We start from the raw sequence: 23,606 nt of genomic DNA, 5'->3' as shown, positions 1-23,606 counted from the left end.
TAGTTAACTGGCAGTGCGCCAGTCCTGGTTGATAACCGTCCCTGCGCTTTTAAATAACTTCGATACTGCACAGTATTTCGCAGTTTCTTCAGCCACTTGCGCCAGTTCCTCCTCCGACGCGGGGCCATCTGCGATGATGGTTAAATCAATTTGTTCGAACGGGTTTTCCAGTTCTTCGATCAGCATAACGCCGAGCTTATTTAGTTTGCATTTCACGGTGACGTCCAAATTGCCGATGTCGATGCCAAGCTTGGCAGCACACTTTTGGCCAATCGTGTTGGTGCAACCCGCCAAGGCCGCCAGCGCCGTTTCCGTCGGCGACGGGCCCAGATTGGTACCGTGACGCTCCTTTGGTTCATCTATCAACATAGACACATCGCGCGTCGTCACCTTGGTCAGTGAATGCGACATGCACTCCGCTTTGACCGTTGTTGTGACGGTGGTTTTCATTTTAATCGCCATATCAATTAGCCCCTTTGATCAAACTATTTCGCAAACGTCGTCGAAATCGAACCGTGGCAACCGCTGGAACAATGCGGCTTCGTCCGCATAGCCAAGGTTGCACAAGAAGTTCGATTTAACGCTCGTTCCGGCAAAGAATTCTTCATCAACAACCGCATTGTCGAAACCAGAGATAGCCCCGATATCAAGGCCCAGCGCACGCGCAGCGATCATGAAGTACGCGCCTTGCAGGGTTGAATTGCGGTAGGCAGTGTCTTCGCTGTGTGCGGGCTTATCTTTGAAATGCGGGCGGCGGTCCTCATGGGGAAACAGTTTTGGCAGTTCCTCCCAGAAATTCACGTCATAGGCGATAATCGCGGTGACCTGTGCGTTCATGACTTTCGGCACGTTTGCGGGTTTCAACGATTTGGCCAACCGTTCCTTGCCTGCTTGCGAGCGCACGAAGATGATCCTGCTTGGGCAGGTGTTCATGCTTGTAGGGCCCATCTTCATGATGTCGAAGATCTTGTGCAGTAAATCATCTGACACTGGCTTATCCGTCCACGCATAGTGCGAACGTGCCTTGGTCAAGATCAACCCGATCTGTGCATCCGTCAATGTTGTGATTTCACTGCGCAATGCACGAACGTCGTCCTGTGCCGCGGCCCGCATGCTTTCAAGTGATATGCCGTCTTCCATGAATTCTCCCAGATTCGCTTTTCACAAAAGTGTCGTGATTTTTGCCTCTTGTCCAATAAAATCGATTTTTTATTTGCAGTGCGCCAGACTCGCGTTAGGGTCGGCGCAACAGAGGAGCCTGAGTCTATGCCAAAATGGGAAGAATATAAGAGTGAAGCGAAGGAACGCGGATCGCTTGCGATGGAGTTGTTTGTCGTGCGCACGCGACCCACTAGCGACATGGGTTTGGTGAAGGCCACCCTGCCCGACCACCTCGCCTACCAAAAGAAGATGGAAGATGCTGGCGCTTTGGTTATGGCTGGCCCCGTTTCGGACGAGACCGGCGATCTGATGGAAGCTGAGGGTATGATCATTTACCGCGCGGCTGATCTGGATGCTGCCCGAAGCATTGCTGACAATGATCCAATGCATAAGGTCGGCGCACGTGCCTATGAAATCCGCAAATGGCTGGTGAACGAAGGCAGCCTGACATTTTCCGTTTCGCTGTCATCCCAAAGCGTAGCATTGAGCTGAGAACACCCATGCAACGAAATCGCTTTCTTCCAGATATGTTGTCCACGTTGTTTGATCGCAGCCGCGTGAAATACAAGGACAACGACCCGCGTGATACAGCGCAGCTTTGTTATGCGTTGCTGTCCGAAGAGGGCGAAGTGTCAGGTCAAAAGCTGGCCGAGGTCATTCTTGATCGCTACCGCGCCTCAAGCGACGAAGACAAGCTGGCGTTCTTTCAATTCATGAACGAAGAATTGGATATCGACGCAAGCAAACTAGCCGAATTGGCAACGGAATACGCCGACAACCCGAGCGCCGAAGCCTATGCTAGCGTCGCAAACGAGTCCGCGCCGAAGCGTCGTCAATTGCTGCGTCGCCTCAATCAACCATCCGGGGCCACCTCGGATCTGGTGAACATGCGCGTTGATTTGCTTCGCTTGATGAAAGATGCGCCAGAACTTGCCCGCAGTGATCTCGACTTTACGCTTTTACTGCGCAGCTGGTTTAACCGCGGCTTTCTTGTTCTCAAACAGATCGACTGGGATGCTCCGGCTTCGCTTCTTGATAAAATTGTTGCTTATGAAGCGGTCCATGAAATTGACGATCTGGACGACCTGCGTCGCCGCCTTAGCCCACCGGATCGCCGCTGTTTTGCGTTCTTTCACCCTGCGATGCCGGACGAACCGCTTATCTTCGTAGAGGTCGCCCTGACCGCGACGATCCCTGGTTCTGTTGATGCGCTTTTGTCTGAGGACCGCGCACCTTTGCTGGCGGCGGACGCGCGTGCTGCTGTGTTTTATTCGATCTCTAATTGCCAGTCAGGGCTTAAGGGGATCAGCTTTGGCAATCTGTTGATCAAACAAGTCGCCAAAGAACTGGCACTGGAGTTCCCGCAGCTGAACGACTTCGTAACGCTGTCCCCGATCCCACGGATGAACACTTGGTTGCTCGATCAAACGAGCGATCCGGTCATTGGCCATGTCGCTGCCGCCGTGCTGGCAGGTGAAGCCCCTCCCGAGGACGTTCGGGCGATGGCGGCGCGATATCTGGTTGAAGCAAAGCGCGGCAATGGAACACCCGTCGATCCGGTTGCACGGTTCCACCTTGGCAATGGTGCCGAAGTTCATGCGGTTCACGCGAATGCCGACAGCTCTGACAATGGGCGTTACCAATCGGGCGGCGCGATGGTGAACTACCTATATGATTTGTCCGTTGTAGAGAAAAATCATGAGGACTTTGTGCTCAACGCGAAGGTCGCAACATCCAAATCAATCAAGGCGTTGGTCAAAGCGCCCTTCAAAACAAAACCCGAGGCTTTGGCTTCATAACGACACTTCAAATTACATTTTACAAAGCTCGCGAACATGAACAGTCTTGCAAAGTCACGCGACCCGCGTCTCAATAGGAAACGCAAATAACGATAAGATACGGCAAAATGCCAAAACCATCTGGGAGGATGACATGAAACTAATGAAAAAGATGTCCTTTGTCGGACTGCTCCTTGCGTCCACATCGGCAGCAGCGCAGACCGTTGAAGGCCCTGAAGTAAACTGGAGCCTGTCTATGTGGGGCAACCCGCGTGCCTTGTCTGCTGGGATGGAAGCGGTTGCTGAACAAGTCAGCGAACAGACCGGCGGCAACTTCAACATCGAAATCTTCTACGGAGGGCAGCTGTCTGGCAGCCGCGAAAACCTCGACGGCATTCAGCTGAATGCCTTTGAAGGTGCTGCGATCTGTAACTTCTACCACCCGGGTAAAAACCCAGCGTGGATGGTGTTCTCGCTGCCGTTCCTGCCGCTGGGCGATCCGGCCGTTGACCAATACGTGCGTTCGCGCATGTTCGAACACCCTGCGATCGTCGCGGATATGGCTGCATGGAATGCAATTCCTTACATGTCCGGCTTGCTGCCACAGTACGAGGTTCTCGGCAAAGGCGACGCACCAACTGAACTTTCCGGTTGGGAAGGTCTGCGCGTACGTGCGGGCGGTGGTCTTGGCGATGCGATGGAAGCCCTTGGTGCAACCAAGCAGACTTTGCCAGCCGGCGAAACGTCCACTGCATTTCAACGTGGCGCGGTTGATGCGGCAGCATTCCCATACACTTATGCACACGTTAGCTTTGGTATCGCAGAAGAAGCTGATTGGTTCACATCCAACATGGCACCAGGCACATCTGAGTGCGGTTGGGTCCTGAACAAAACAGCTTACGACGCACTTCCAGAGCAATATCAGACGCTTCTGATGGAACTGCGCGGCATGGGCATGGACGTGGAGCAAGCAGCCTACGCTGCGGCAGACGAAACAAACCTGCCAGTGTTCCGCGAAACCATGCAGGAAATCGTCTATTCAGACGAGCAGATCTCTGAATTCCGCGAAGTGGCTGGTCAGCCGGTGTGGGATGCATGGATTGCTGCAAACGCAGACGCGTTTGACGCGCAAGGCGTGTTTGACGCGATCTGGGAATATGCAGAAGAAGCACAGAACCAGTAAGGTTCTCTGACGGCTTAGTGTTCGGGCGCATTCTGTGCGCCCGAACGCACAGTTAACTCCCCAAATTTCTGCCCCTAAAACAAAGGACGCCACATGTCTTCGGAAACTGAGGTGCAACGTTCAATCCTTGCACGCTTGAACAAGGTATTGATGCCAATCGAGGATCTTGCCAACTTGCTGGCTGCCTTCGCGATTATGGCTCTGATGTTTCTAGGGGTCTTACAGATTGTCATGCGGACGGTCTTTAACACGCCCATCACAGGCTACATTGATCTGGTCGAACTTTCGATGGCGAGCATGGCCTTCCTTGGCGCGGCCTACACCCAACGTCTTGGTAGCCATATCCGGATGGAGCTTTTGGTCGGAAAACTGTCCGGCCGCGCGCTGTGGGCGCTTGAGGCATTTGGCGCAGCGGTGGCGATGTTTATTATCGGCGTGCTGATCTATTACAGCTACGGCCATTTCCTGCGCGCTTACACGCTTGGCGACACAACGATTGACGCCGAATACGTAACTTGGCCGTCCAAGCTCTTGGTTCCGATTGCGTTTTCCATCTGGTGGTGCCGCTTGGCGTTACAATGCGTCGGAGCCTTGCGTCTTGTTATCAACCCTACTGCGGACCCAATCGGCGTCGTCATTGCAAAAGACGTCGCTGAGCAGGCAAAAGACGAAATCCACGAAGTTATGGGTGACGACGCAGACCTTACTGATCCGGGAGCATCCTAATGATTATTGGTATCGGAATGTCCGACCCTTTCATGGTTGGGATCATCACGCTTTGTCTTCTTTTGGTGTTGATCTTGCTCGGCGTGCGTGTGGTTTTTGCCGCCGCGATTGTCGGTTTGCTCGGTTTGATTGAATTGCGCGGATGGGGTCCTGCTGCGGGTATCATTGGCACGATCCCCCACTCAAAATCGTCTACTTACGCCCTGTCGGTTCTGCCGATGTTTATCTTCATTGGGTTCTTGGCGTTTCACGCAGGCATGACCCAACAACTGTTTGACGCAGCGCGCAAATGGCTTGGCTGGATGCCGGGTGGTTTGGCTGTCGCAACCGTATTCGCAACAGCAGGCTTTGCCGCCGTGTCTGGTGCGTCCACCGCGACAGCAGCGGTCTTTAGCCGCGTGGCGATTCCAGAGATGCTCAAATACGGGTACGACAGACGCATGGCCGCAGGGGTTGTGGCCTCGGCGGGGACCTTGGCGACGTTGATCCCACCGTCCGCGATCCTCGTGATCTACGCGATTATTGTGGAACAGTCCGTGGGCAAGCTACTGCTGGCTGGCTTCCTTCCCGGCATTTTCTCGGCCATCGTTTACGCGGGCATTATTGTCGTCTGGGCAACGATGAAACCGGGCTCAGCACCTTCTGTGAAGGGGTTCACGTGGGGCGAACGCATGCGCACCCTGCCCGGCATTTCACCGATTGCACTGGTCGTCGTCATCATCATGACAGCCATCTACGGCGGCTGGGCGACCCCGACCGAAGCAGGCGCACTTGGCGCGTTCATCGTCTTCGTCCTCGCGATCATGCGCGGCACGCCCCTTAAGTCGATCAAAGACTCGCTGATGGAATCCGCCAAGCTGACAGTGATGATCTTTTCCCTGATCTGGGGCGTTTTGATCTTCGTACGTTTCCTTGGGTTTTCGGGCATTCCAGGTGCTTTCACCGAATGGGTCGTGCAATTGCCCTATTCGCCAATGACGATCATGATTTGCATCCTTTTGGCCTATGCGGTCTTGGGCATGTTCATGGACGCCATCGGGATGCTTCTGCTGACATTACCTGTCGTCTATCCAGCGGTCATTGCCCTTGGGTTTGACCCGATCTGGTTCGGCATCATCGCCGTCAAAATGGCTGAGATATGTTTGATCACACCGCCGATTGGCCTCAATTGTTTTGTGGTTAATGGTGTGCGACCGGACATACCGCTCGGCACGATCTTTCGCGGCGTCGCATTGTTCTTTATTGCGGACGTAATCACCATCGCGGCCCTGTTGATGTTCCCAGAGATCGTCACGTGGTTGCCAAACTTTGATTTCGCCGCATGGTGGGATGGCCTGTGGGCCGCCTCGTCAGCCGCCAGCTAAGGAAACACCATGCGCCTTCATACGTCTCTGTCACTCGATCGCGCCAACGCCATTGTAACCGAGGCGCTGGTCTTGGGACGCAAGGCATCCTTGTTGCCGCTTACCGTTGTCGTTCTCGACGCAGGCGGCAAACTGGTCGCGATGCAATCTGAGGATGGCTCTGGATTGGTCCGTTTTGAGATTGCGTTTGGCAAAGCCTACGGCGCACTCGGCATGGGTATTTCTTCGCGACTGATCAGGGACCGCCTGTCCGAACGGCCCGCCTTCCAAAACGCTATCGCTGCGGCGTCAGGTGGGCAGTTCATCCCCGTCCCCGGTGGTGTGTTGGTTGAGGATGCCAAAGGCGTGACGCTTGGTGCGGTCGGCATTTCCGGCGACACCTCAGACAAAGACGAATACTGCGCGATTGAGGCGATCAAATCCACGGGGTTTGCCCCTGAACCGGCTGAACCGAATCCTGAATGGCGGACGTCGTCCCTTTCAGATCACTACAAAGCATCGACCTGAACAACATGATCGAAATGCCGGTGTGTAATCTGAAGTCTCGGCAAATCAGCATCCTTTGGCGACTGCAACTTGAACGTCGACTGCCCAACATCGGCCAGTGGAATGACCATACACCGCACAAACCGCGTGTCCCCCCTTTCCTGCAACGCAACCGCGCGCACGGGACTTTGGGCCGGCTCAAACCAGCTGTCGCCTGTGCTCATAACCGTGGTGTCATGCTCAGCCTCAATGCGCAGCGTGCCCGCCACCAGATGCCGCCAACCGCTGCCAGAATGGGTATGACGATGTGCCACTGCCCCAACCGTAAAAGCCACTTCATCAAGACGCAGCGCCCAGCCATCCAGTGGCAAAACCACCGGATCGCAGCCCAGCACACCAGTGCCCGACAAGGCATTACGTGTAACAAGGAAGCACAAATCCGCCTCACCATTCCCGAGATCGCCGTGCCCCAACGGAGCGTCGCAACCGGTGTCCACGTTTTTGGTCCAACGGGCCGTCGCTACTGGCTCCACAGCCTGCCTGAAATCTCTGTTAACCACGCTCATGAACATGCTATTGCCTCGCTCTCGTTGACAGGAAACCTAGCATGAGAACCAGCGCACTCGCCATAGTTTTGATCGTCCTTTCGGTCCTCGTCCTTGGTGAGCGCACAGTGGGTGGCCCGCTGTTTGGCTGGGGTGCGGGATTGGGGTTTGCAACGCTGTGCCTCGTCGGATTGAAAACCAGCACCATTCGGGAATGGTTACTGCTTGCTGCAGCATTGGTTTTGTCGATGCTTCTTCTGAACGCAGAAAATGGCGTTAAGGTCTTCACAGAAGCCGTTGATCTCGCGGCTTTCTTTGCGGCCTTTATCCTCCTTTTGACCGCCCTTAAAATCGCGGCCGAGCGGTCCAATTCAGTGTTGACCGTTGGCCGTTACCTTTTGCGCCAGCCTGCATCGGGGCGCTTTATCGCGACCGCAGCAGGTGGGCATCTGCTTGGGGTTTTCCTCAACTTCGGTGCAATTAGCCTAATGTCCCCATTGATCCAGAACGCAGCAAAACGCGAGGACGGGACCACAGATACGGACCTCGAACGACGCCAATTGTCTGCTCTGTTGCGTGGCTTTGCGTGGATACTGTTGTGGGCACCGACGACCCTCGCGCAGGCGGTTTTGTTAACACTGTTTACCGAAATCGATCTGGGCAAAATCATCGTTCTCGGCATCGCGACCTCGGTGATAATGATCACGGTTGGCCTGTTTTATGATCGTGCCGAATGGCGTGGGCGGACGTCTGTTCAGTTTAGCCCGCCCCCATTCCCAAACACTGCTTTGCTAAGATTGGGTGTCGTTTGTGGCACGCTTATCGCCGCGACGGCTTTGCTGCAGATTACTTGGGGCTTTTCCACGGCGCTCGCTCTGATGTTCGTAGCGCCAACTGTCACGCTTATCTGGTTCATCGCACAGTGCCCACCTGAAACGGCCATGACGCAGCAGCTTGCAACGTTCTGGCCCGCGTTGAAAGACAACGCGCCGGGGCTTGCCCGCTCAGCGATCGCGCTTGGTTTGTCGGGCTTCATCGGACGCGCCTTGGCGGATGTTTTACCAATGGACACCCTAACGGCGCAACTGGACCTCGCGGGCATACCGGGATGGTTGTTCCTTGCAAGCCTTCCGGTTCTTATCACGCTGGGCGGTCAAATCGCGCTCAGCCCGATCATCCTTGTCGTCTTTATCGGTCAAGTCGTGCAAACAATCCCAAGCCTGCCGGCAGACCCAACGCATATCGTTTTCGCCCTCAGCGCTGGCTGGGCGATTTCGATGTTTGCATCACCAAACGCGACGGCAACATTGCTGATATCAGCCACAACGAACATCCCCCCAACGCACCTGACGTGGAAATGGAACCTTCGTTATGGCATTTTGTGTTACGCGATTTTGGTCGTGATCTTTGCGGTGATCGAGGCAGTCTAGCGCGGCGGAATACCTTTGCCGCCACCCGCCTGCGTTACACCGTCGATCAACACGAACATGATGGTACAGGGTTCAGTCCCGCGATTGGCCCACGCATGGTTCGTGCCACGCTGAACAACAACATCGCCTGCCTTTAGCAACACGTCGTCTTCTTCGTTGTCCATCAGCATCCAGATTTCACCGTTCATGACGATGCCGTAATCCACGCTGTCCGTGCGGTGCATCCAAGGGTGGCGACCACCCTGCACGATGTTGGCCCCTGCCCCCATTTCCGCAAAGGCATTCGCACCGTCCTCAGAGGACAAGCGCGCCATGACTTCGGGATCCTCGGGCATGAATTCAACACAGCGAAAGACCGATCCATGCTGTGGAGGATGCAGAATGAAATCGCCTGTGCAGGTTTCCGTTGGGCCGTCGTATTCGGCAGGCGTTTGATCCGTAAGCCAGAAGTTCGTCAGACGCACACCGGGGCGATTGGGCCGCTCTAGCATCTGGCTGGCCATTTGGTCGCTTTCGATAATGGCTGTGCCTTCAGCGTTATGTCCGGTGACAACGCGGCGGTATTCTTTGTGCTTCATGTAGAGACCTCAATTGATTTGGAGTTGCTGCGATCAAGTATGATCACACCAAGGAACAGCGCAATACCGACAACCGCACTCATCCATCCTTGGAAAAGTAGACACAAGCCAGCGGCAGCGGCGATCAGGCGAACAGCAGGTGATAGCCGCGCTGTGAGCGTGCCAATGATGCCAACCGCAACGGCGAAGGTGCCCGCGGCAGCGGTGACGACGGCCAAAATATTCTCAAGCCACGTGCCACCCATCAACAAACCAGGCCCGTAAACGAATGCAAACGGCAGCACGAAGGATGTCGCCGCGTAGGCCGCAGCGGTCCAACCAACCTTGTTCACGTTGGCCCCCGCGATGCCCCCAGCCACATAAGACGCGAGCGCAACGGGCGGTGTAATGGTCGAAATACAACCGTAATAGAACACAAAGAAATGCGCGGTCAGGACCGGCACGCCAAGTTTCACCAAGGCCGGCGCAACGACTGTTGCAAGGATCAGGTAGGCTGCTGTTGTTGGCAAACCCATTCCTAAGATGATCGAGGTGATCATTGTGAAAAACAGGGCCAAGAACAAATAGCCACCCGATGCGAGATCAATCAACGTCGCAATCTTCGACCCAAGCCCTGTGACCCCCAAGATACCAGCAATGATGCCCGCCGCGGCACAGGCCGCCGAGATTGTGACGACAGATCGTGCGCCCTCAGAAATGGACGTCAGAAGTTTGGTGAAAAACACTTTGTCGATCTTGCGGTTCCAAACGATGTCCCCAGCGATCAGGACAACCATTGCCCAAAGGGACGCCATGAACGGAGAATAGCCGATCAGCATCATGGTGATCAGCGTACCGAAGGCGGCGATGAACGGGCTGCCGTTAATCAAGACTTTGCTCAACGGTTCGTCACTGACTTCAGTACCAGCGTTTGGCGCAATGCCAGATTTCACGGCCTGCAAATGTACGACTACAAAGGCTGATCCAAAAAACAACATCGCTGGTAGGATCGCAGCCGCCATAACCGACGTGTAAGGAACGCCCACGATTTCAGCCATGATGAAGGCCGCGGCCCCCATAACCGGTGGCATGATTTGCCCGCCGGTTGATGCGACAGCTTCAATCGCAGCCGCCTGATGCGGAGCGTAGCCTTCGCGTTTCATAATCGGGATCGTCACGGTTCCGGTCACGGCTACATTGCCCGCAGCCGACCCACTTACCATTCCAATCAACGTTGAAAATAGCACTGCTGATTTGGCGGATGCGGCCCGTAGCCCGCGTGTGCAGCGCACGGAAAGTTCAAAGAAGAAATCCCCCGCGCCGAAGTTGCTGAGCAGTGCGCCGAAGATCGTGAACACGATGATATAAGTCGCAGCGACCCCAACGGGGATGCCGTAAACACCAGCTGTATCTGTCGTGAGAACCTGCACAATACGTGGGAAAGTCGACCCGCGTCCTTCAAGCACACCGGGTAAATACGGGGCGAGGAACGGGTAAAGAAAAAAGACAAAGGTGATCAGCGCGAGAATGAGTCCAATGCCACGACGTGCGGCCTCGAACACGACAATCAACAAGATAACACCTGCGATGAAATCACCGTCGGTCGTTATGCCACCGCTAAACGCGATTGGCTTCCAGCGCGTCAGCATCCAAATACTCGCGCCAACTGTTGCCCCAACCAGGACCAGCGACAACGCCGAGTTCAAAACCGTTCCGGCCAGTCGTTCGCTCGCCGGTTTGATCACGAACAGTAACGACAATGCCAACATCACATGTGTCAGCCGCATCGGCATGGTCGAGATCGCGAACACGCCAGACACGACCATTAGATGATAAATTCCCAGCGCCAAGCCGGCCAGAAAGATTGCGTTTTTAACGCTGAGGTGTCGTGTCATCGATGTCATGGTGGTGTCTCTAAATAAAGCGGGATGAGGCGCGAGATTGCGCCTCATCCAGTATCAAATCGTACACTTACTGAGCGTCGAAGTAGGCCTGCGCACCAGCGTGCAACGGAATAGCCAAGTTCAACGACATCGCCGGATCGATCTGGCGTGCGTTAGCATTTTCAGCCTGAAGCTCTTCGAGATTGTCGAAGATGGCTGCAGTCACAGCCTGAACTGTCGCCGCATCAAGGCTATTGGGCGCGATCAGCATGTTGTTCACACCAATTACCGTGCCGTCCTCTTCCATACCGTAGACGTCGGCTGCAATGTCGACAGGGATGTAAGCACCGTTGGCTTCAAGTGCCGCGTCCAACATCCCGTCAGAGAAACTGATAAAGCGCAAATCAGCACCAGCGGATGCCTGCATAACAGCGCCAGCTGGGTAGCCAGACAGCGCAAGTGCTGCATCAACTGTGCCATCGGTCAGTTGGCTAAAGCCATCAGAATAGGACACGAAGCTTGGAGTGATGTCTTCAATTGTCATGTCGTGCAGCGGGAACAAGAAGTTCACAAAACCCAACGTGCCGCCACCTGCTGGACCAACCGCAACGCTTTTACCGCGCAGGTCTTCGATTGTTTGAATGTCGCTGTCAGCCAGAACAACCATGTGCAAGACGGATGGGTGCAATGCCGCGACTGCGCCAATATCAATGGCCCCAGTTGCGCTATACGGACCAACACCCTTGGTCGCCAAAACAGCCAAGTTGTTGTTTGTGATCGCGATTTCGACTTCGCCGCTGGCGATCAAATTCGGGTTCTGAACAGAACCGCCTGTCACGATCGGCACCATAGAGATGCCGTCGCCCGCGTGTTCATTTACAACGTTCGAAATGCTCTGCCCCATTGGGTAGAAAGCGCCCCCCAGTGATGCAGTCCCGATGCGCAGCTCTTCTGCGAATGCTGTCGTTCCGATAACGGCAAGCACAGCTGCGCCTGTGACGTTCTTCATTTTACTAAACATGGAATCCTCCCTGATATCCGCCGCCATATTACCTAGATTTTTACGCTAATCCACAAAAAATCGATTTTATTGGATTACCCATAAAAACCTCGTAAGAATAAGCCTGTAGGCCCTTCCCCTAGGTCAGCTTTCAAGAACGCGGCGGACCAAATGGCATGATAAATTTTAAGAAGTGGAAGAATCATCCGCATCGAGAACGCGAGAAAACGCCCTCGGGAAAGACGATTTAGCCGGTCACGACATGATCGAAAGCGATATCGCGCTACGAATCCATAAATACCCGCGCCGCACCTAAACGGCGATGTTGTCGATCAATCTTACACCAGCGAGCCATGCCGCGGCGAACAAGCGCGCGCCTGGTTTCATGGAATTCAGCAAGGACAAATCAGACCCGTCGCGTAGTTCCAGATAGTCGACTTCATTGAAGCCCGCGGCAAGCAAGCGTGCGGTTGCATCTGGAACGATATCGCCCATCGCCTCGCCCTTGTTCAGCGCATCAGCAATGTCACCCATCACTTCGGCCAAGAGCGGCGCAAATATGCGGCTGCGGTCAGATAGCAGCAAGTTGCGTGAAGACATCGCAAGCCCGTCTTCTTCGCGGATCGTTGGGCAACCAACAACGTCGATCGGAATATTCAAATCAGCAGCAAGCCGCGTAACGATCTGTAGTTGCTGATAGTCTTTCTCACCGAAGAAGGCTTTATCGGCTTGGGTCTGCATGAACAGCTTGCTCACGACAGTGGCAACGCCATCAAAATGCCCAGGCCGTGCAGCACCACACAGCATGTCCGTCAAACCGCTTACAGAAACTGTTGTGGCAAAGCCGTCGGGGTAGATTTCTTCGGGGTTTGGCACGTAAATCACATCGACCTTAAGCGAGGCCAATTTCTTGGCATCTTCATGTTCAGTGCGTGGGTAATTCTTTAGGTCATCAGGATTATCGAATTGCTTTGGGTTCACAAAAATCGTGACGATCACGCGGTCGCACTGTTCTTTTGCGGCCCGTACCAGTGACAAATGTCCCTGATGCAACGCGCCCATCGTCGGCACGGCACCGATCACTTCATCTGCTTTGTGCCACGCGGTCGTATACTCACGCAGTTCGGCCAACGTCCGTACAATCGGGGCCGTCATTTTGCAGGAACTTCGTCTGCAAATGTGTGTTCTTGCGCTGGGAATGTGCGTGCGCGAACTTCTTCGGCGTAGGCGGCAATCGCGGCCTCACCGTCATTGGCCAGATGCGCATAGCGTTTCACGAACTTCGCTTTGAATGCTGTGAATAGGCCCAGCATATCGTCCACGACCAAGATTTGGCCATCACAGCCAGCACTCGCGCCAATACCAATCGTCGGGATCTCGATTTGCGCGGTCACTTCGTCGGCCAATCCTGCCGGAACCTTTTCAAGTACAACAGCAAACGCACCTGCATCTGATACTGCCTGCGCATCAGCCATTAGCATTGCACGTGCATCACCACGACCCTGCACCTTATAGCCACCAAGCGTGTTGATCGACTGCGGCGTGAGCCCGACATGCGCCATCACAGGAATGCCACGGGCAACCAAGAACGCAATCGTCTCAGCCATCGCGACGCCACCTTCAAGCTTAACAGCGCCCGCATTTGTTTCGGCCATCAATTGGGCCGCATTCGCGAAGGCTTGCTGTGGACTTTCCTCATAGCTGCCGAACGGCATGTCGATCACCATCATCGCGCTTTTCAGCCCGCGTGCGACGGCCTGACCGTGCATGATCATCATTTCCATCGTCACGCCCAAGGTGGACGGCAACCCGTGCAGAACCATGCCAACGCTGTCGCCAACCAGAACGAAATCGCAATGGGCGTCCATCATCTGCGCCATCGGCGTTGTGTAGGCTGTCAGGCTGACAAGGGGCGTACCACCTTTTGCGGCACGAATATCGTCGGCCATCGGCGCGCTTTTCTTGGCTGTAGCACTCATGTTGCGTCCTCGTCTTAATTTATTTGAAGCGTACGTATCAGTCGCTGAAACGTGTTTCTACCGCCAAACCGTCACAGCGGCACGAATGAACGTAAGCATTGCCTGTAGTCATTCAATGAAACGCCTTATTTAGGCGCGGCATGCTAGCTAACGTCCGAGGGCGCAATTGCAGTTGCTTTAAGGATTGCAAAGACTTGGTCGCCGTCCTTCAACTTCATCGCCTGGCAGGATCGCTTTGTAATGCGTGCTAGTAACCTTGCGTCGCCGGCTTGTAATGCTACCGCCACACCTGGCCCTTTGCCGTGCTCGAGCGCGGTAATTGTCGCGGACAGTACGTTTAGGGCGCTCATATCTTTCGGGGCTGATCGCGACAGGATCACGTCTTGCGCGGGAATTCGAACCCGCGCGTGGCTACCTGTACGCCCGACTGCACCCGGAACCCAAAGCGCGCCTGCACCCGTTTCGATCTTGGTTAAACCATCATCGGCAAGCCCGACGACACGCCCCGTCAAAACCGCGCCAGCAGCTCCAAGGCCCACGAAAGGCACCGCAGCAGGGTCCGCCAAAACATCCTGCACTTCACCAGAAAGCGCGACCTTCCCTTGGTCGATCACAACGATACGGCTGGCCATACGTGCGACCTCGCCCATGTCATGACTGACATAAAGGATCGGGATGGACGTTTGATCGCGCAGTGCTTCGAGATATGGTAAAACTTCGGCTTTTCGCGGTCCATCAAGCGCTGAAAGCGGCTCATCCAGCAGCAAAACTTTCGGCGCCGACATCAAGGCACGACCAAGCGCGACCCGCTGTTTCTCACCACCCGATAGAGACGCAGGGTAGCGTTCCAGCAATGCACCAAGGCCGAGAACCGCAATGACAGCTTCTTCGTCATGCGTCCCGCCGTACCGTAGATTTTTCAGAACCGTCATATGCGGGAAAAGGCGTGCGTCTTGGAAGACATAGCCCACTTTTCGTTTGTGCGGCGGCAGGTCTGACAGTACTTCACCGTCAAGCGAGATGTCCGCGCGATCACAATCCAGCACCCCCGCAACCGCGCGAATGATGCTGGTTTTTCCCGACCCAGACGGCCCAAAAATTGCCGTGACACCTGCGGGCGCTTCAAAAGCAACATCTAGCGAAAACCCTTCAAAGGATTTGGCAACCGAGACCTTTAACATCACAAAGCCCTCCGCTTGCTAACCCGCTGCGCAAGGACTTCCGAAACGATTAACGCACATGCGGCGATGGCAATAGACACGAGCGCAAGGCGCAGTGCTAACGGCTCCCCACCGGGAATTTCCAGCAACGTGTCGATGGAGAGGGCCAGTGTTTGGGTCTGTCCGGGAATGTTGGACACGAACGTTATCGTCGCCCCGAATTCACCCATGCCCTTCGCGAAGCCCAAGATGGCCCCTGCCAGTATCCCCGGCCACGCGAGGGGTAGCGTAATGGTGCGCAAAACCTTCCACTTCGATGAACCAAGTGTCGCGGCGGCTTCTTCTATTCCGGTATCGATCGCCTCAAGCGACAATCGGATCGCACGCACCATCAAGGGAAAGCCCATAATCGCAGCCGCTAATGCAGCGCCCGTCCAACGGAAGGCGAAGATCACGCCAAACAAGTCCTCGAACAATTCACCGAGCGGACCCGATCGCCCAAACCCCAAAAGCAACAGGTATCCCGTCACAACCGGTGGCATCACCAGTGGCAAATGCACCAAGACGTTCAACGCCTGCCGACCAAAGAAATTCCCACGCGCCAATGCATAGGCGGCAGCAAACCCGAACGGCAAACTAAGCAACGTCGCCCAAAACGCGACTTTCAGCGACAGCCAAAGGGCCGTCCACTCCGCAGGGCCGAGCCAGTCCGTCATTGTTGAATTTCCAAAGCTTCGAAACCCCAAAGAGCCAAGGAATTTTGCGCCTCAACAGATTGAATATATGCCATAAAACTCGCGCCTGCTGGGGTTACTTGCGCCCCCGAATAAACGATTTTCGGATGGGTGTCAGGTGCAAATGAATAGAGCTCGGACAGGGTCGGTAGCGCGACGAGGTCACTGGCATATCCAATCCCGAAACGTGCATCACCCCGTTCAACAAATCGCAACGCCGCACGCACGTTGGCCGCTTGCACGACCTGTGGTTCCACCGTCCGCCAAACACCATGCGTGATCAATGCAGCTTTCCCATAACGCCCGGCCGGAACCGCTTCGACTTGCGCCATGGCAATTCTGCTGTCGCCCAAGTTCGCGACTAGGTCTGCCATGCCCGCGATAGATGTGTCTTCGCGCCCAACGACAACCAAGCGGTTCGTCGCAAACGGTGAAACCTCCGTGACGGCCCCCTCAGCCAGCAACCAATCCGCCCAATCTTTGTCCGCCAACAACACCGCATCTGCCGGCGCACCTTGGGCCACCTGCCGCGCCACCGCTGAGGATGCCGCAAAAACGAGGACAACGTCGTCGCCTGATTGCGTCTCAAAGTCAGTAGCGATCTCACCCAATGCGTCACGCAGGCTTGAGGCCGCGAAGACCGTGAGCGTTTCAGCCTGCACGATTTGCACAGCGGACACCCAAATAGCGACGCAAGTCGCCAGATGGCGGCCCTTAATGCCTTCAAATCTTTGCAATAGGTTCGATATGTGGTTTAGCATCTTCATCAGATAATTGTGCGCACCAACGCGCACGAAGGGCAACAGGCGGATCAGCAAACATGAAAGGTTTGCAACAACAGGAAATTGAACTGGGGGACGCGTCGAAAACAGACCTGCGCACCCAATTCGCGGCCCTATGCTATCGCATCAAAAACGACAAACTGCAGTTTTGCGTTATTACGTCGCGTGGTTCGGGTCGTTGGATCATTCCGAAAGGCTGGCCAATGGATGGGCAAACCCCAATGGATGCCGCTGCGACAGAGGCCTATGAAGAAGCAGGCGTACGCGGAAAAATCCTTTCCCGTCCGATTGGGGTTTTCAGCTACAGCAAGACGCGACCCGAAGACGATTTACCTTGCATCGCGGTCGTCTACCCGCTTCGTGTTAAAAAGGTTCTACGCACATGGCCCGAGAAAAAAGAGCGCGATCGTAAGTGGGTTTCGCGCAAAAAGGCCGCGGCGATGGTCGATGACGTTGAACTGGGCGATATCATCCTTAGCTTTCGACCTGAGACTGCTTAAGCTACGTCGAACCAAACCATGAGGCTCTTTTGATCCGCTACACGCTCATCTGTGACCAAGATCACCAGTTTGAAAGCTGGTTTCAGTCGTCGGAGGCATTTGATGCCTTGGCAAAGGCTGGGCATCTGGCGTGCGCGGTTTGTGCATCGACCGCGGTGTCACGCGCATTGATGGCACCGTCGGTGCCTGCCAAGGGCAATAAAACAGACCTAAGCGCGCCCATGTCGGACGCTGAGGAATCCCTAACAAAGCTGCGCAAAGACGTCGAAGATAACAGCGACTATGTCGGCAAAGACTTTGCAGATGAAGCCCGCAAGATGCACGACGGCGATGCACCCGAACGCGCAATTTGGGGCGAGACGAAACTTGATGACGCTAAAAAGCTAATCGACGACGGCGTTCCGGTGATGCCGTTGCCCTTCGTTCCGAAACGCAAAACGAACTAGTCGTTATTCACCTTCAAATTCACACAGAATATGAACATCCATACCCAGCGCCTCTAACTTGGCACGGCCACCCAGTTCAGGCAGGTCGATCACAAAGGCACATCCCACGACTTCGCCGCCCAACTGTTCTAGCAGTTTGATCCCGGCCTCAGCGGTCCCGCCTGTGGCCAACAAATCATCCACGACCAGAACCTTAGAACCCGCCTCAATCGCATCGTCATGAATTTCCATGACCGCCTCGCCGTATTCCAGCGTGTAGGGTTGCTTGATCGTCTTGCCCGGCAATTTACCTTCCTTGCGGATCGGCACGAAGCCTTTGCCAAGCTGGTGCGCAATTGCGCCGCCAAGAATGAACCCGCGTGCTTCAAGCCCGACGACCACATCGATGTCTTCGCCCGCATAGGGGTGCAGCAGTTGGTCAATCGCCATGCGAAACCCACGCGGGTGGGAAAACAGCGTTGTCACATCGCGAAACATGATCCCCTCATGTGGGAAATCGGGAATTGTGCGGATGTAATCGCGAACGTCTTTCTTTGGGGCTTTCATGGTCGATCCTATGGGTAAGTCATTGGGCTGGATAGTGAAGTCGCAGGGCAGCGCGGTCTTGTACACCCAGTTTCGCGACTGAATTGCTGTCTTCTGAAAAAACCGAGCGGGTTTCGTAATATGGATTGCGGATATCCGTCATCAGCCCCATCGCTTGGGTCAGTTCCTCAAGCATGATGGGCCCTGCTTGGTCGATCGGGATATCACGGGCGAAGGCGATCAACGCTTCGGTAAGCTTCATGTCGTCGTCCCAATAAATCTGTACTATCGCAGCGCCAATCGGGGTCCCGTCGAGTTCGGCGTACCCCGTGCCACGGACCGCATCGCCAGATCGGATCGGTTGTAAAAACAAACGCACATGCGCGGACTCCGATTTGGCGACACGTCTTAGGTTTAACCCAGGTGCTGCGGAATTGATCTGCGAGATTGAGGTATCCAAAACGCGGTCAAACTCGCGCGCCAAATCAGTCGGGTATGACGGCACCATGGGTTCGAACCCTACGGTGACAACCGGTTGGTCCCATCGGACGATGGGCTCGTTACATCCCTGCCCCGGCCGCGCGGCGCAGGACACGACACCGTAAAATTCGCCGTCCGTCAGCGGGCCGTCTGTGACAATATATTCCTGCGCAGCCAAAGGCGTTGCGAGCATGAGTGACAGCAAACAACGGATCACAAAACCCGACCCGCGACGGCATCAAGCTTTGCCAAAAGTGCAGGATCTCGCGCATCTGGTGCGGTCATGATCGCGTGTTCCAAGGCGCGATCGCATCCATGTGGGCAGTCCTCGCGCACTGCGCCCAGTAGCGCGGGAAGACCAGCGACCATCGCTTTGGCCGCATTAGAATTCGCCCCTAGCGTCTTGATAATGTCAGAAATGTCGACGCTTCCGTGATCAGGATGCCAGCTGTCATAGTCGGTAATCATCGCCACGGAGGCGTAACAAAGTTCAGCTTCGCGGGCGAGTTTGGCTTCAGGCATGTTGGTCATACCGATCACATCACAGCTCCAAACCTCACGGTACAACTTGCTTTCGGCAAAGGATGAAAACTGCGGTCCTTCCATCGCCAAGTATGTGCCACCGCGATGAACCGTCACGCCCGCCGCCTTGCCCGCTGTTTCGCATGCATCACCAAGGCGCGGACACACCGGATGGGCGACACTAACATGGGCAACACAGCCGGTTCCAAAGAACGACTTTTCACGCGCGAAGGTGCGGTCGATGAAATCGCTCACGACCACAAAATCACCCGGGGCCATGTCCTCGCGGAATGATCCGCAAGCAGACACTGAAATCACATCCGTGCAGCCCAGCCGTTTGAGCGCATCAATATTTGCGCGATATGGCACGGTGCTGGGCGAATGCACATGCCCACGCCCGTGACGTGGCAAAAACGCCATTTCAATTCCATCCAACGTACCCGTCAGAATCGCATCAGATGGCGCACCCCACGGGCTGTCCACATCCACCCAAGCTGCACCTTGCAACCCGTCGATGTCATACAGTCCAGACCCGCCAATGATCCCGATTTTCGTTTTCATATCAAAACCCTTCCGCAGTCCCTCAACTTTGCCGTGCAATCTTCTGCTTGTGAAGGCCACAAATGCGGAACCATCGGGCGCTGCGGGGGTGACAGCACAGACCCCTTGGGCTACACGGCGCGCAACACTCCCCAATTATTCAGGTGAATCTGTGCGCCAATCCATGCTCGCGAGCTTTGTTAACCGTCTTGAAGAAGCCGATCTGAAACCGTCTGGTAAAAACCTGACGCCTGATCGCCTGCGGATCGAAATTCTCTCTGGTCTTACCGTTGCGCTTGCACTGGTTCCTGAAGCCGTGGCCTTTGCCTTTGTGGCAGGGGTTGATCCGCTGGTTGGACTTTATGCTGCGTTTATCGTTGGCCTGATTACGGCGTTGATTGGCGGTCGGCCGGGGATGATTTCCGGTGCGACGGGTGCTTTGGCTGTCGTGATGGTCGCGTTTGTCGCCCTGCACGGCGTTGAATACTTGTTCGCTGCCGTTGTTTTGATGGGGTTAATCCAACTGGTCGTTGGCTTTATGCATTGGGGGAAATTCATCCGCCTCGTGCCACACCCAGTGATGTTGGGCTTTGTGAATGGCCTCGCGATCGTTATTTTTCTTGCGCAGCTCGGCCAATTCCAAGTTCCCGGCACTGCACATGGGGGTAGCCACGGCATTCCGAATGGTGACTGGCTGACGGGTACGAAGCTTTACCTGATGCTGGCGCTGACTGCGTTGACCATGGCAATCATCTGGATTTGGCCACGAATAACGAACCTGATCCCGTCTCCTCTTGCGGGCATTGGTATCATTGCGATCATCGTGATTGGTCTTGGCCTTGATGTGCCGTTGGTGGGTGACCTTGCCAGCATCGAAGGCGGCCTGCCACCTTTCCACATTCCGATGGTCCCACTGACGCTAGAGACGCTGTGGATCATCTTGCCATTCTCCCTGGTACTCGCAGCAATCGGCCTGATCGAAAGCCTTCTGACGCTGAACCTTGTCGGTGAAATCGTGGGCAAACGTGGTGGCGCAAGCCAAGAATGTATCGCTCAGGGCGTTGCCAACACAGTCACTGGTTTCTTTGGTGGCATGGGTGGTTGTGCGATGATCGGTCAGTCCATGATCAACGTGAAATCTGGCGGCCGCACGCGCATTGCGGGCACCGTTGCTGCGCTGTTCTTGCTGGCATTCATCTTGTTCGCGTCTGGCTTGATCGAAAAAATCCCACTCGCCGCGTTGGTTGGTGTGATGTTTATGGTCGTGATTGGCACCTTTGCGTGGAACAGCTTTAAGATTATGACGAAAGTCCCACGCATGGATGCATTCGTGATCGTGCTGGTCACGGTCGTCACGGTCCTAACCAACCTCGCGATTGCGGTTGTGGTTGGCGTGATCGTCTCCGCGCTGGCATATGCATGGTCCAACGCGCGCCGTATCCACGCAGAAACCGAAACAACCGAAGACGGCGCCAAGATCTACAAAGTGAACGGCCCGTTGTTCTTTGGCTCCGCTGACGGTTTCGTTGAATTGTTTGACGTAGCAGGCGACCCGAAGTCAGTGATTATCGACTTCGCAGGCTCACGCGTTGCCGACCATTCCGCTTTGCAGGCCATCGAAGATGTCGCCGCAAAGTACGAAGAGCAAGGCAAGTCAATCCAACTGCGTCACCTGACCCATGATTGCCATTCATTGTTGTCCAAAGCAGGCCACCTGATTGTCGACAGTGACGATGACCCTGACTACGAAATCGCGGTCGATTATTCCGTCAAAACGGGCATCATCGGCGGCCACTAAACGCGAACGTTATGCGGGGCGGTCCAATTGGAACACGTCCCGCACGACGGAATAGTCACGATACCCACCCCGTGCGAGCGGCTGAAAACGTGTGACGTCAAACGCGCCATCGACCATGCAGTCATCACGCATCTGCACACCGACAACTTCCCCGAACACAGCGAAATTCGCATCCCCTTCGATCTTGATGATCTGGGTAACACGGCATTCCAGCACCGCAGGCGCACCGGCAACGCTTGCGCAATCAATCGTGCGGCAAGCGGCCTTTTCGATGCCTGCATCCACAAACTCATCCACTTCGCGGCCCCACGGCCCGCTGGTCTGGTTCATTGCATCGCGCATGGCGTATTCTACGATGTTGACCGCAAACACGCCGGTCTCTCGGATATTGGAAACACTGTCCTTGGTGTCCCCGCGATCAGGCTTGGTACTTGTTGACGAAAACATCACCTGTGGCGGCTCGTATGCGACGGCATTGAAGAAGGAATATGGTGCCAAATTATCGGACCCGTCCGTGCCACGGCTGGAGATCCAACCGATTGGGCGTGGCGTAACGATCGCATTGAATGGATTATGTGGCAGCCCGTGCCCGTCTTTAGGTTCGTAAAACACGTAATTTCCTTCGATCAATTGATTTTCGCCCATAACCTGTTTGCAATGAAAGCGAAACACGGGTTCATCTAACCCTATGGAGTTGCGGAACGAAACACCTGACGATTGGTGGGGCATTGAAAGCCTCTATGACCTGACGTTCGCGCCGGGCCGAAAGGCGCTGTCGTCTTATCGATTGCGCGATGACGTCCCCCCTGTTCCTGCGTTTTGCCGCGTATTTGCGACCGACGACGGAGTCATCGGCGGGGCGATCCGCTGTTGGCCAATCCGCGTCGAAGATCATAGCGCCTTGTTGCTTGGCCCCGTTGCAGTCCACCCTACCCGTCAGGGTGAAGGCCTTGGTGGGCTCTTGATCCGCGATGTTTTGGAACGTGCAGGCCCTGCCGGTTGGCCGCGTGTGTTGCTTGTTGGCGATGCGCCCTACTACGAACGCTTCGGGTTTAAGCTGCTCAACGGGGTGGTGATGCCGCCGCCAACGAACCCAGCACGTGTGCTGGGTTTTGGGGCTTGGGCTGGTATTCGGGGGCGCGTTCGCAAGCGCTTGGATTGATTTTTCGCCTTTCGACCCTATCTGTAAGATATGACAACAGATCCAACGACACTGCATCTCGTCAATCCAGACGCCCCTTCAACCCAACTTGATGATGACGCACGCGCACGTGTTGCAGCGCTTGCCGCACGGCAGAATGATGCGACGGGCGTGTTGATGCAGGTCGTGTCCTTTCTGGGCGGACAGGTCGAAGACGGCATGAAGCTGCTCCCTGAACGCACACGGACCCGTCTTGATGCGGCTGCCAAGCGTGGCCTTCGCGCCAGTTATGACGCTGCTGGGCGCAGCAAGGGTGGTGTCGGGCGCTTTGTCGCCACCGATCGTGCGCATAAGGCCCTTGCAACGGTGTCAGGCGCACTTGGGGGTTTGGGTGGTTTGCCAACCGCCCTTGTTGAGCTCCCGCTCGCCACGACCGTGATCTTTCGCGCAGTGCAAGGGATTGCGGCTGAACATGGCGAAGATCCCATGACAGTTGAAACACGTTTTCAGTGTTTGCAGGTGTTCGGCAAAGGCGGGCTGGGTGATGAAGACGATGGTGTTGATACATCGTTTGTCGGGGCGCGTGTCGGACTGTCCGGTGCCGCGATAAACAAGCTCATTAGCAAGATCGCACCGCAATTTGCTGCTGTTTTGGGGCAAAAACTCGCCGCTAAGACCGTGCCTGTTTTGGGGGCTGCTGCAGGCGCTGGCACCAATTACACTTTCGTGACGTATTATACGGAAATCGCCCATGTGCATTTCGGCCTTCGCAAACTTGCGCGGACTTATGGCACGGATCAAATCGCGGATGCGTTTACGCAAGAAACGATCAAGCTAAAGAAACCACTTCTAAAAGCCTGACCCGCCCGCGTTTGGGCCGGCGGCC

General features: G+C 55.3%; 27 protein-coding genes. 12 read left to right on the top strand and 15 right to left on the bottom strand.

Going from position 1 to position 23,606, the window contains the following annotated elements:
* Positions 1–3 precede the first annotated feature (3 nt).
* Together OSB_RS03880 and OSB_RS03875 are read right to left on the bottom strand one after the other, a co-directional pair.
* Positions 4–462: an OsmC family protein gene (locus OSB_RS03880; protein ID WP_049833750.1), complete on the bottom strand. Its 459-nt coding sequence runs from the start codon at positions 460–462 to the stop codon at positions 4–6.
* An 18-nt stretch (positions 463–480) separates the two neighbouring features.
* Positions 481–1,140 carry a malonic semialdehyde reductase gene (locus OSB_RS03875; RefSeq protein WP_082166418.1) on the bottom strand — a complete coding sequence of 220 codons (660 nt, stop codon included), beginning with the start codon at positions 1,138–1,140 and terminating at the stop codon, positions 481–483.
* A gap of 126 nt (positions 1,141–1,266) precedes the next feature.
* Here OSB_RS03875 and OSB_RS03870 point away from each other — a divergent pair, with 126 nt between their 5' ends.
* From OSB_RS03870 to OSB_RS03845, 6 genes are all read left to right on the top strand, one after another.
* Positions 1,267–1,653 carry a YciI family protein gene (locus OSB_RS03870; RefSeq protein WP_049833749.1) on the top strand — a complete coding sequence of 129 codons (387 nt, stop codon included), beginning with the start codon at positions 1,267–1,269 and terminating at the stop codon, positions 1,651–1,653.
* Between the two features lie 8 nt (positions 1,654–1,661).
* Positions 1,662–2,960 (top strand): malonyl-CoA decarboxylase domain-containing protein, encoded by a 1,299-nt coding sequence (locus OSB_RS03865; protein WP_049833748.1) that lies wholly within the window; start codon positions 1,662–1,664, stop codon positions 2,958–2,960.
* Positions 2,961–3,093: 133 nt separating this feature from the next.
* Complete coding sequence (locus OSB_RS03860) at positions 3,094–4,122, top strand: type 2 periplasmic-binding domain-containing protein (RefSeq protein ID WP_049833747.1); 1,029 nt, start codon at positions 3,094–3,096, stop codon at positions 4,120–4,122.
* A 93-nt stretch (positions 4,123–4,215) separates the two neighbouring features.
* On the top strand, positions 4,216–4,848 hold the full coding sequence (locus tag OSB_RS03855) for a TRAP transporter small permease subunit (RefSeq protein ID WP_049833746.1): 633 nt from the start codon (positions 4,216–4,218) through the stop codon (positions 4,846–4,848).
* Positions 4,848–6,212: a TRAP transporter large permease gene (locus OSB_RS03850; protein ID WP_082166417.1), complete on the top strand. Its 1,365-nt coding sequence runs from the start codon at positions 4,848–4,850 to the stop codon at positions 6,210–6,212. Before OSB_RS03855 ends, OSB_RS03850 begins: the two co-directional genes overlap by 1 nt.
* Positions 6,213–6,221: 9 nt before the next feature.
* On the top strand, positions 6,222–6,719 hold the full coding sequence (locus OSB_RS03845) for a GlcG/HbpS family heme-binding protein (protein WP_049833745.1): 498 nt from the start codon (positions 6,222–6,224) through the stop codon (positions 6,717–6,719).
* Here OSB_RS03845 and OSB_RS03840 read toward each other — a convergent pair.
* Entirely contained in the window at positions 6,701–7,195 is a 495-nt protein-coding gene (locus tag OSB_RS03840; RefSeq protein WP_158454103.1) for a cupin domain-containing protein, read from the bottom strand. The two genes, OSB_RS03845 and OSB_RS03840, sit on opposite strands and share 19 nt — an antisense overlap.
* 110 nt (positions 7,196–7,305) lie before the next feature.
* Between OSB_RS03840 and OSB_RS03835 the strand changes: the two genes are divergently transcribed.
* The gene (locus OSB_RS03835) at positions 7,306–8,673 is read left to right on the top strand and encodes a hypothetical protein (protein ID WP_049833743.1); all 1,368 of its coding nucleotides are present in this window, start codon (positions 7,306–7,308) and stop codon (positions 8,671–8,673) included.
* Here the strand turns inward: OSB_RS03835 and OSB_RS03830 are convergent.
* The 8 genes from OSB_RS03830 to modA form a co-directional block, all read right to left on the bottom strand.
* Positions 8,670–9,251 (bottom strand): cupin domain-containing protein, encoded by a 582-nt coding sequence (locus OSB_RS03830; RefSeq protein ID WP_074202185.1) that lies wholly within the window; start codon positions 9,249–9,251, stop codon positions 8,670–8,672. The genes OSB_RS03835 and OSB_RS03830 overlap by 4 nt on opposite strands.
* Complete coding sequence (locus OSB_RS03825; protein WP_200802520.1) at positions 9,248–11,134, bottom strand: TRAP transporter permease; 1,887 nt, start codon at positions 11,132–11,134, stop codon at positions 9,248–9,250. The genes OSB_RS03830 and OSB_RS03825 overlap by 4 nt, the downstream gene beginning before the upstream one ends.
* Before the next feature lie 67 nt (positions 11,135–11,201).
* Positions 11,202–12,134 (bottom strand): TAXI family TRAP transporter solute-binding subunit, encoded by a 933-nt coding sequence (locus OSB_RS03820; RefSeq protein ID WP_049833742.1) that lies wholly within the window; start codon positions 12,132–12,134, stop codon positions 11,202–11,204.
* A gap of 291 nt (positions 12,135–12,425) precedes the next feature.
* Positions 12,426–13,268, bottom strand: coding sequence for a pantoate--beta-alanine ligase (gene panC / locus OSB_RS03815; protein ID WP_049833741.1), 843 nt, complete (start codon positions 13,266–13,268; stop codon positions 12,426–12,428).
* Complete coding sequence (gene panB, locus OSB_RS03810) at positions 13,265–14,092, bottom strand: 3-methyl-2-oxobutanoate hydroxymethyltransferase (protein ID WP_049833740.1); 828 nt, start codon at positions 14,090–14,092, stop codon at positions 13,265–13,267. The genes panC and panB overlap by 4 nt, the downstream gene beginning before the upstream one ends.
* A gap of 143 nt (positions 14,093–14,235) precedes the next feature.
* Complete coding sequence (gene modC / locus OSB_RS03805) at positions 14,236–15,273, bottom strand: molybdenum ABC transporter ATP-binding protein (protein WP_049833739.1); 1,038 nt, start codon at positions 15,271–15,273, stop codon at positions 14,236–14,238.
* The gene (gene modB, locus OSB_RS03800) at positions 15,273–15,968 is read right to left on the bottom strand and encodes a molybdate ABC transporter permease subunit (protein WP_049833738.1); all 696 of its coding nucleotides are present in this window, start codon (positions 15,966–15,968) and stop codon (positions 15,273–15,275) included. Before modB ends, modC begins: the two co-directional genes overlap by 1 nt.
* Positions 15,965–16,753 (bottom strand): molybdate ABC transporter substrate-binding protein, encoded by a 789-nt coding sequence (gene modA / locus OSB_RS03795; RefSeq protein WP_049836030.1) that lies wholly within the window; start codon positions 16,751–16,753, stop codon positions 15,965–15,967. Before modA ends, modB begins: the two co-directional genes overlap by 4 nt.
* A 53-nt stretch (positions 16,754–16,806) precedes the next feature.
* Between modA and OSB_RS03790 the strand changes: the two genes are divergently transcribed.
* A complete protein-coding gene (locus tag OSB_RS03790) occupies positions 16,807–17,268 on the top strand; it encodes an NUDIX hydrolase (RefSeq protein WP_049833737.1) in 462 nt (153 codons plus the stop codon).
* Positions 17,269–17,297: 29 nt separating this feature from the next.
* Entirely contained in the window at positions 17,298–17,714 is a 417-nt protein-coding gene (locus OSB_RS03785) for a DUF1178 family protein (RefSeq protein ID WP_049833736.1), read from the top strand.
* 3 nt (positions 17,715–17,717) lie between these two features.
* On the opposite strand, the gene OSB_RS03780 is transcribed toward OSB_RS03785, so the two are convergent.
* From OSB_RS03780 to OSB_RS03770, 3 genes are read right to left on the bottom strand one after another with little or no spacing between them, the layout of a single operon-like run.
* On the bottom strand, positions 17,718–18,260 hold the full coding sequence (locus OSB_RS03780) for an adenine phosphoribosyltransferase (protein WP_049833735.1): 543 nt from the start codon (positions 18,258–18,260) through the stop codon (positions 17,718–17,720).
* A gap of 19 nt (positions 18,261–18,279) precedes the next feature.
* Positions 18,280–18,936 carry a DUF2927 domain-containing protein gene (locus OSB_RS03775; protein WP_049833734.1) on the bottom strand — a complete coding sequence of 219 codons (657 nt, stop codon included), beginning with the start codon at positions 18,934–18,936 and terminating at the stop codon, positions 18,280–18,282.
* Complete coding sequence (locus OSB_RS03770; protein ID WP_049833733.1) at positions 18,933–19,802, bottom strand: S-methyl-5'-thioadenosine phosphorylase; 870 nt, start codon at positions 19,800–19,802, stop codon at positions 18,933–18,935. The genes OSB_RS03775 and OSB_RS03770 overlap by 4 nt, the downstream gene beginning before the upstream one ends.
* Positions 19,803–19,965: 163 nt before the next feature.
* Between OSB_RS03770 and OSB_RS03765 the strand changes: the two genes are divergently transcribed.
* Positions 19,966–21,579 carry a SulP family inorganic anion transporter gene (locus OSB_RS03765; RefSeq protein ID WP_200802534.1) on the top strand — a complete coding sequence of 538 codons (1,614 nt, stop codon included), beginning with the start codon at positions 19,966–19,968 and terminating at the stop codon, positions 21,577–21,579.
* A gap of 9 nt (positions 21,580–21,588) precedes the next feature.
* On the opposite strand, the gene OSB_RS03760 is transcribed toward OSB_RS03765, so the two are convergent.
* Complete coding sequence (locus tag OSB_RS03760; RefSeq protein WP_200802519.1) at positions 21,589–22,191, bottom strand: flavin reductase family protein; 603 nt, start codon at positions 22,189–22,191, stop codon at positions 21,589–21,591.
* 76 nt (positions 22,192–22,267) lie between these two features.
* Here OSB_RS03760 and OSB_RS03755 point away from each other — a divergent pair, with 76 nt between their 5' ends.
* Together OSB_RS03755 and OSB_RS03750 are read left to right on the top strand one after the other, a co-directional pair.
* Complete coding sequence (locus OSB_RS03755) at positions 22,268–22,741, top strand: GNAT family N-acetyltransferase (protein WP_049833731.1); 474 nt, start codon at positions 22,268–22,270, stop codon at positions 22,739–22,741.
* A gap of 30 nt (positions 22,742–22,771) precedes the next feature.
* A complete protein-coding gene (locus OSB_RS03750) occupies positions 22,772–23,581 on the top strand; it encodes an EcsC family protein (RefSeq protein WP_049833730.1) in 810 nt (269 codons plus the stop codon).
* Positions 23,582–23,606: the final 25 nt, after the last annotated feature.

This window comes from Octadecabacter temperatus, assembly GCF_001187845.1.
Lineage (GTDB): Bacteria > Pseudomonadota > Alphaproteobacteria > Rhodobacterales > Rhodobacteraceae > Octadecabacter > Octadecabacter temperatus.
Note: the sequence above shows the minus strand (reverse complement) of the source record. Positions and strands in the feature narration are given on the sequence as shown.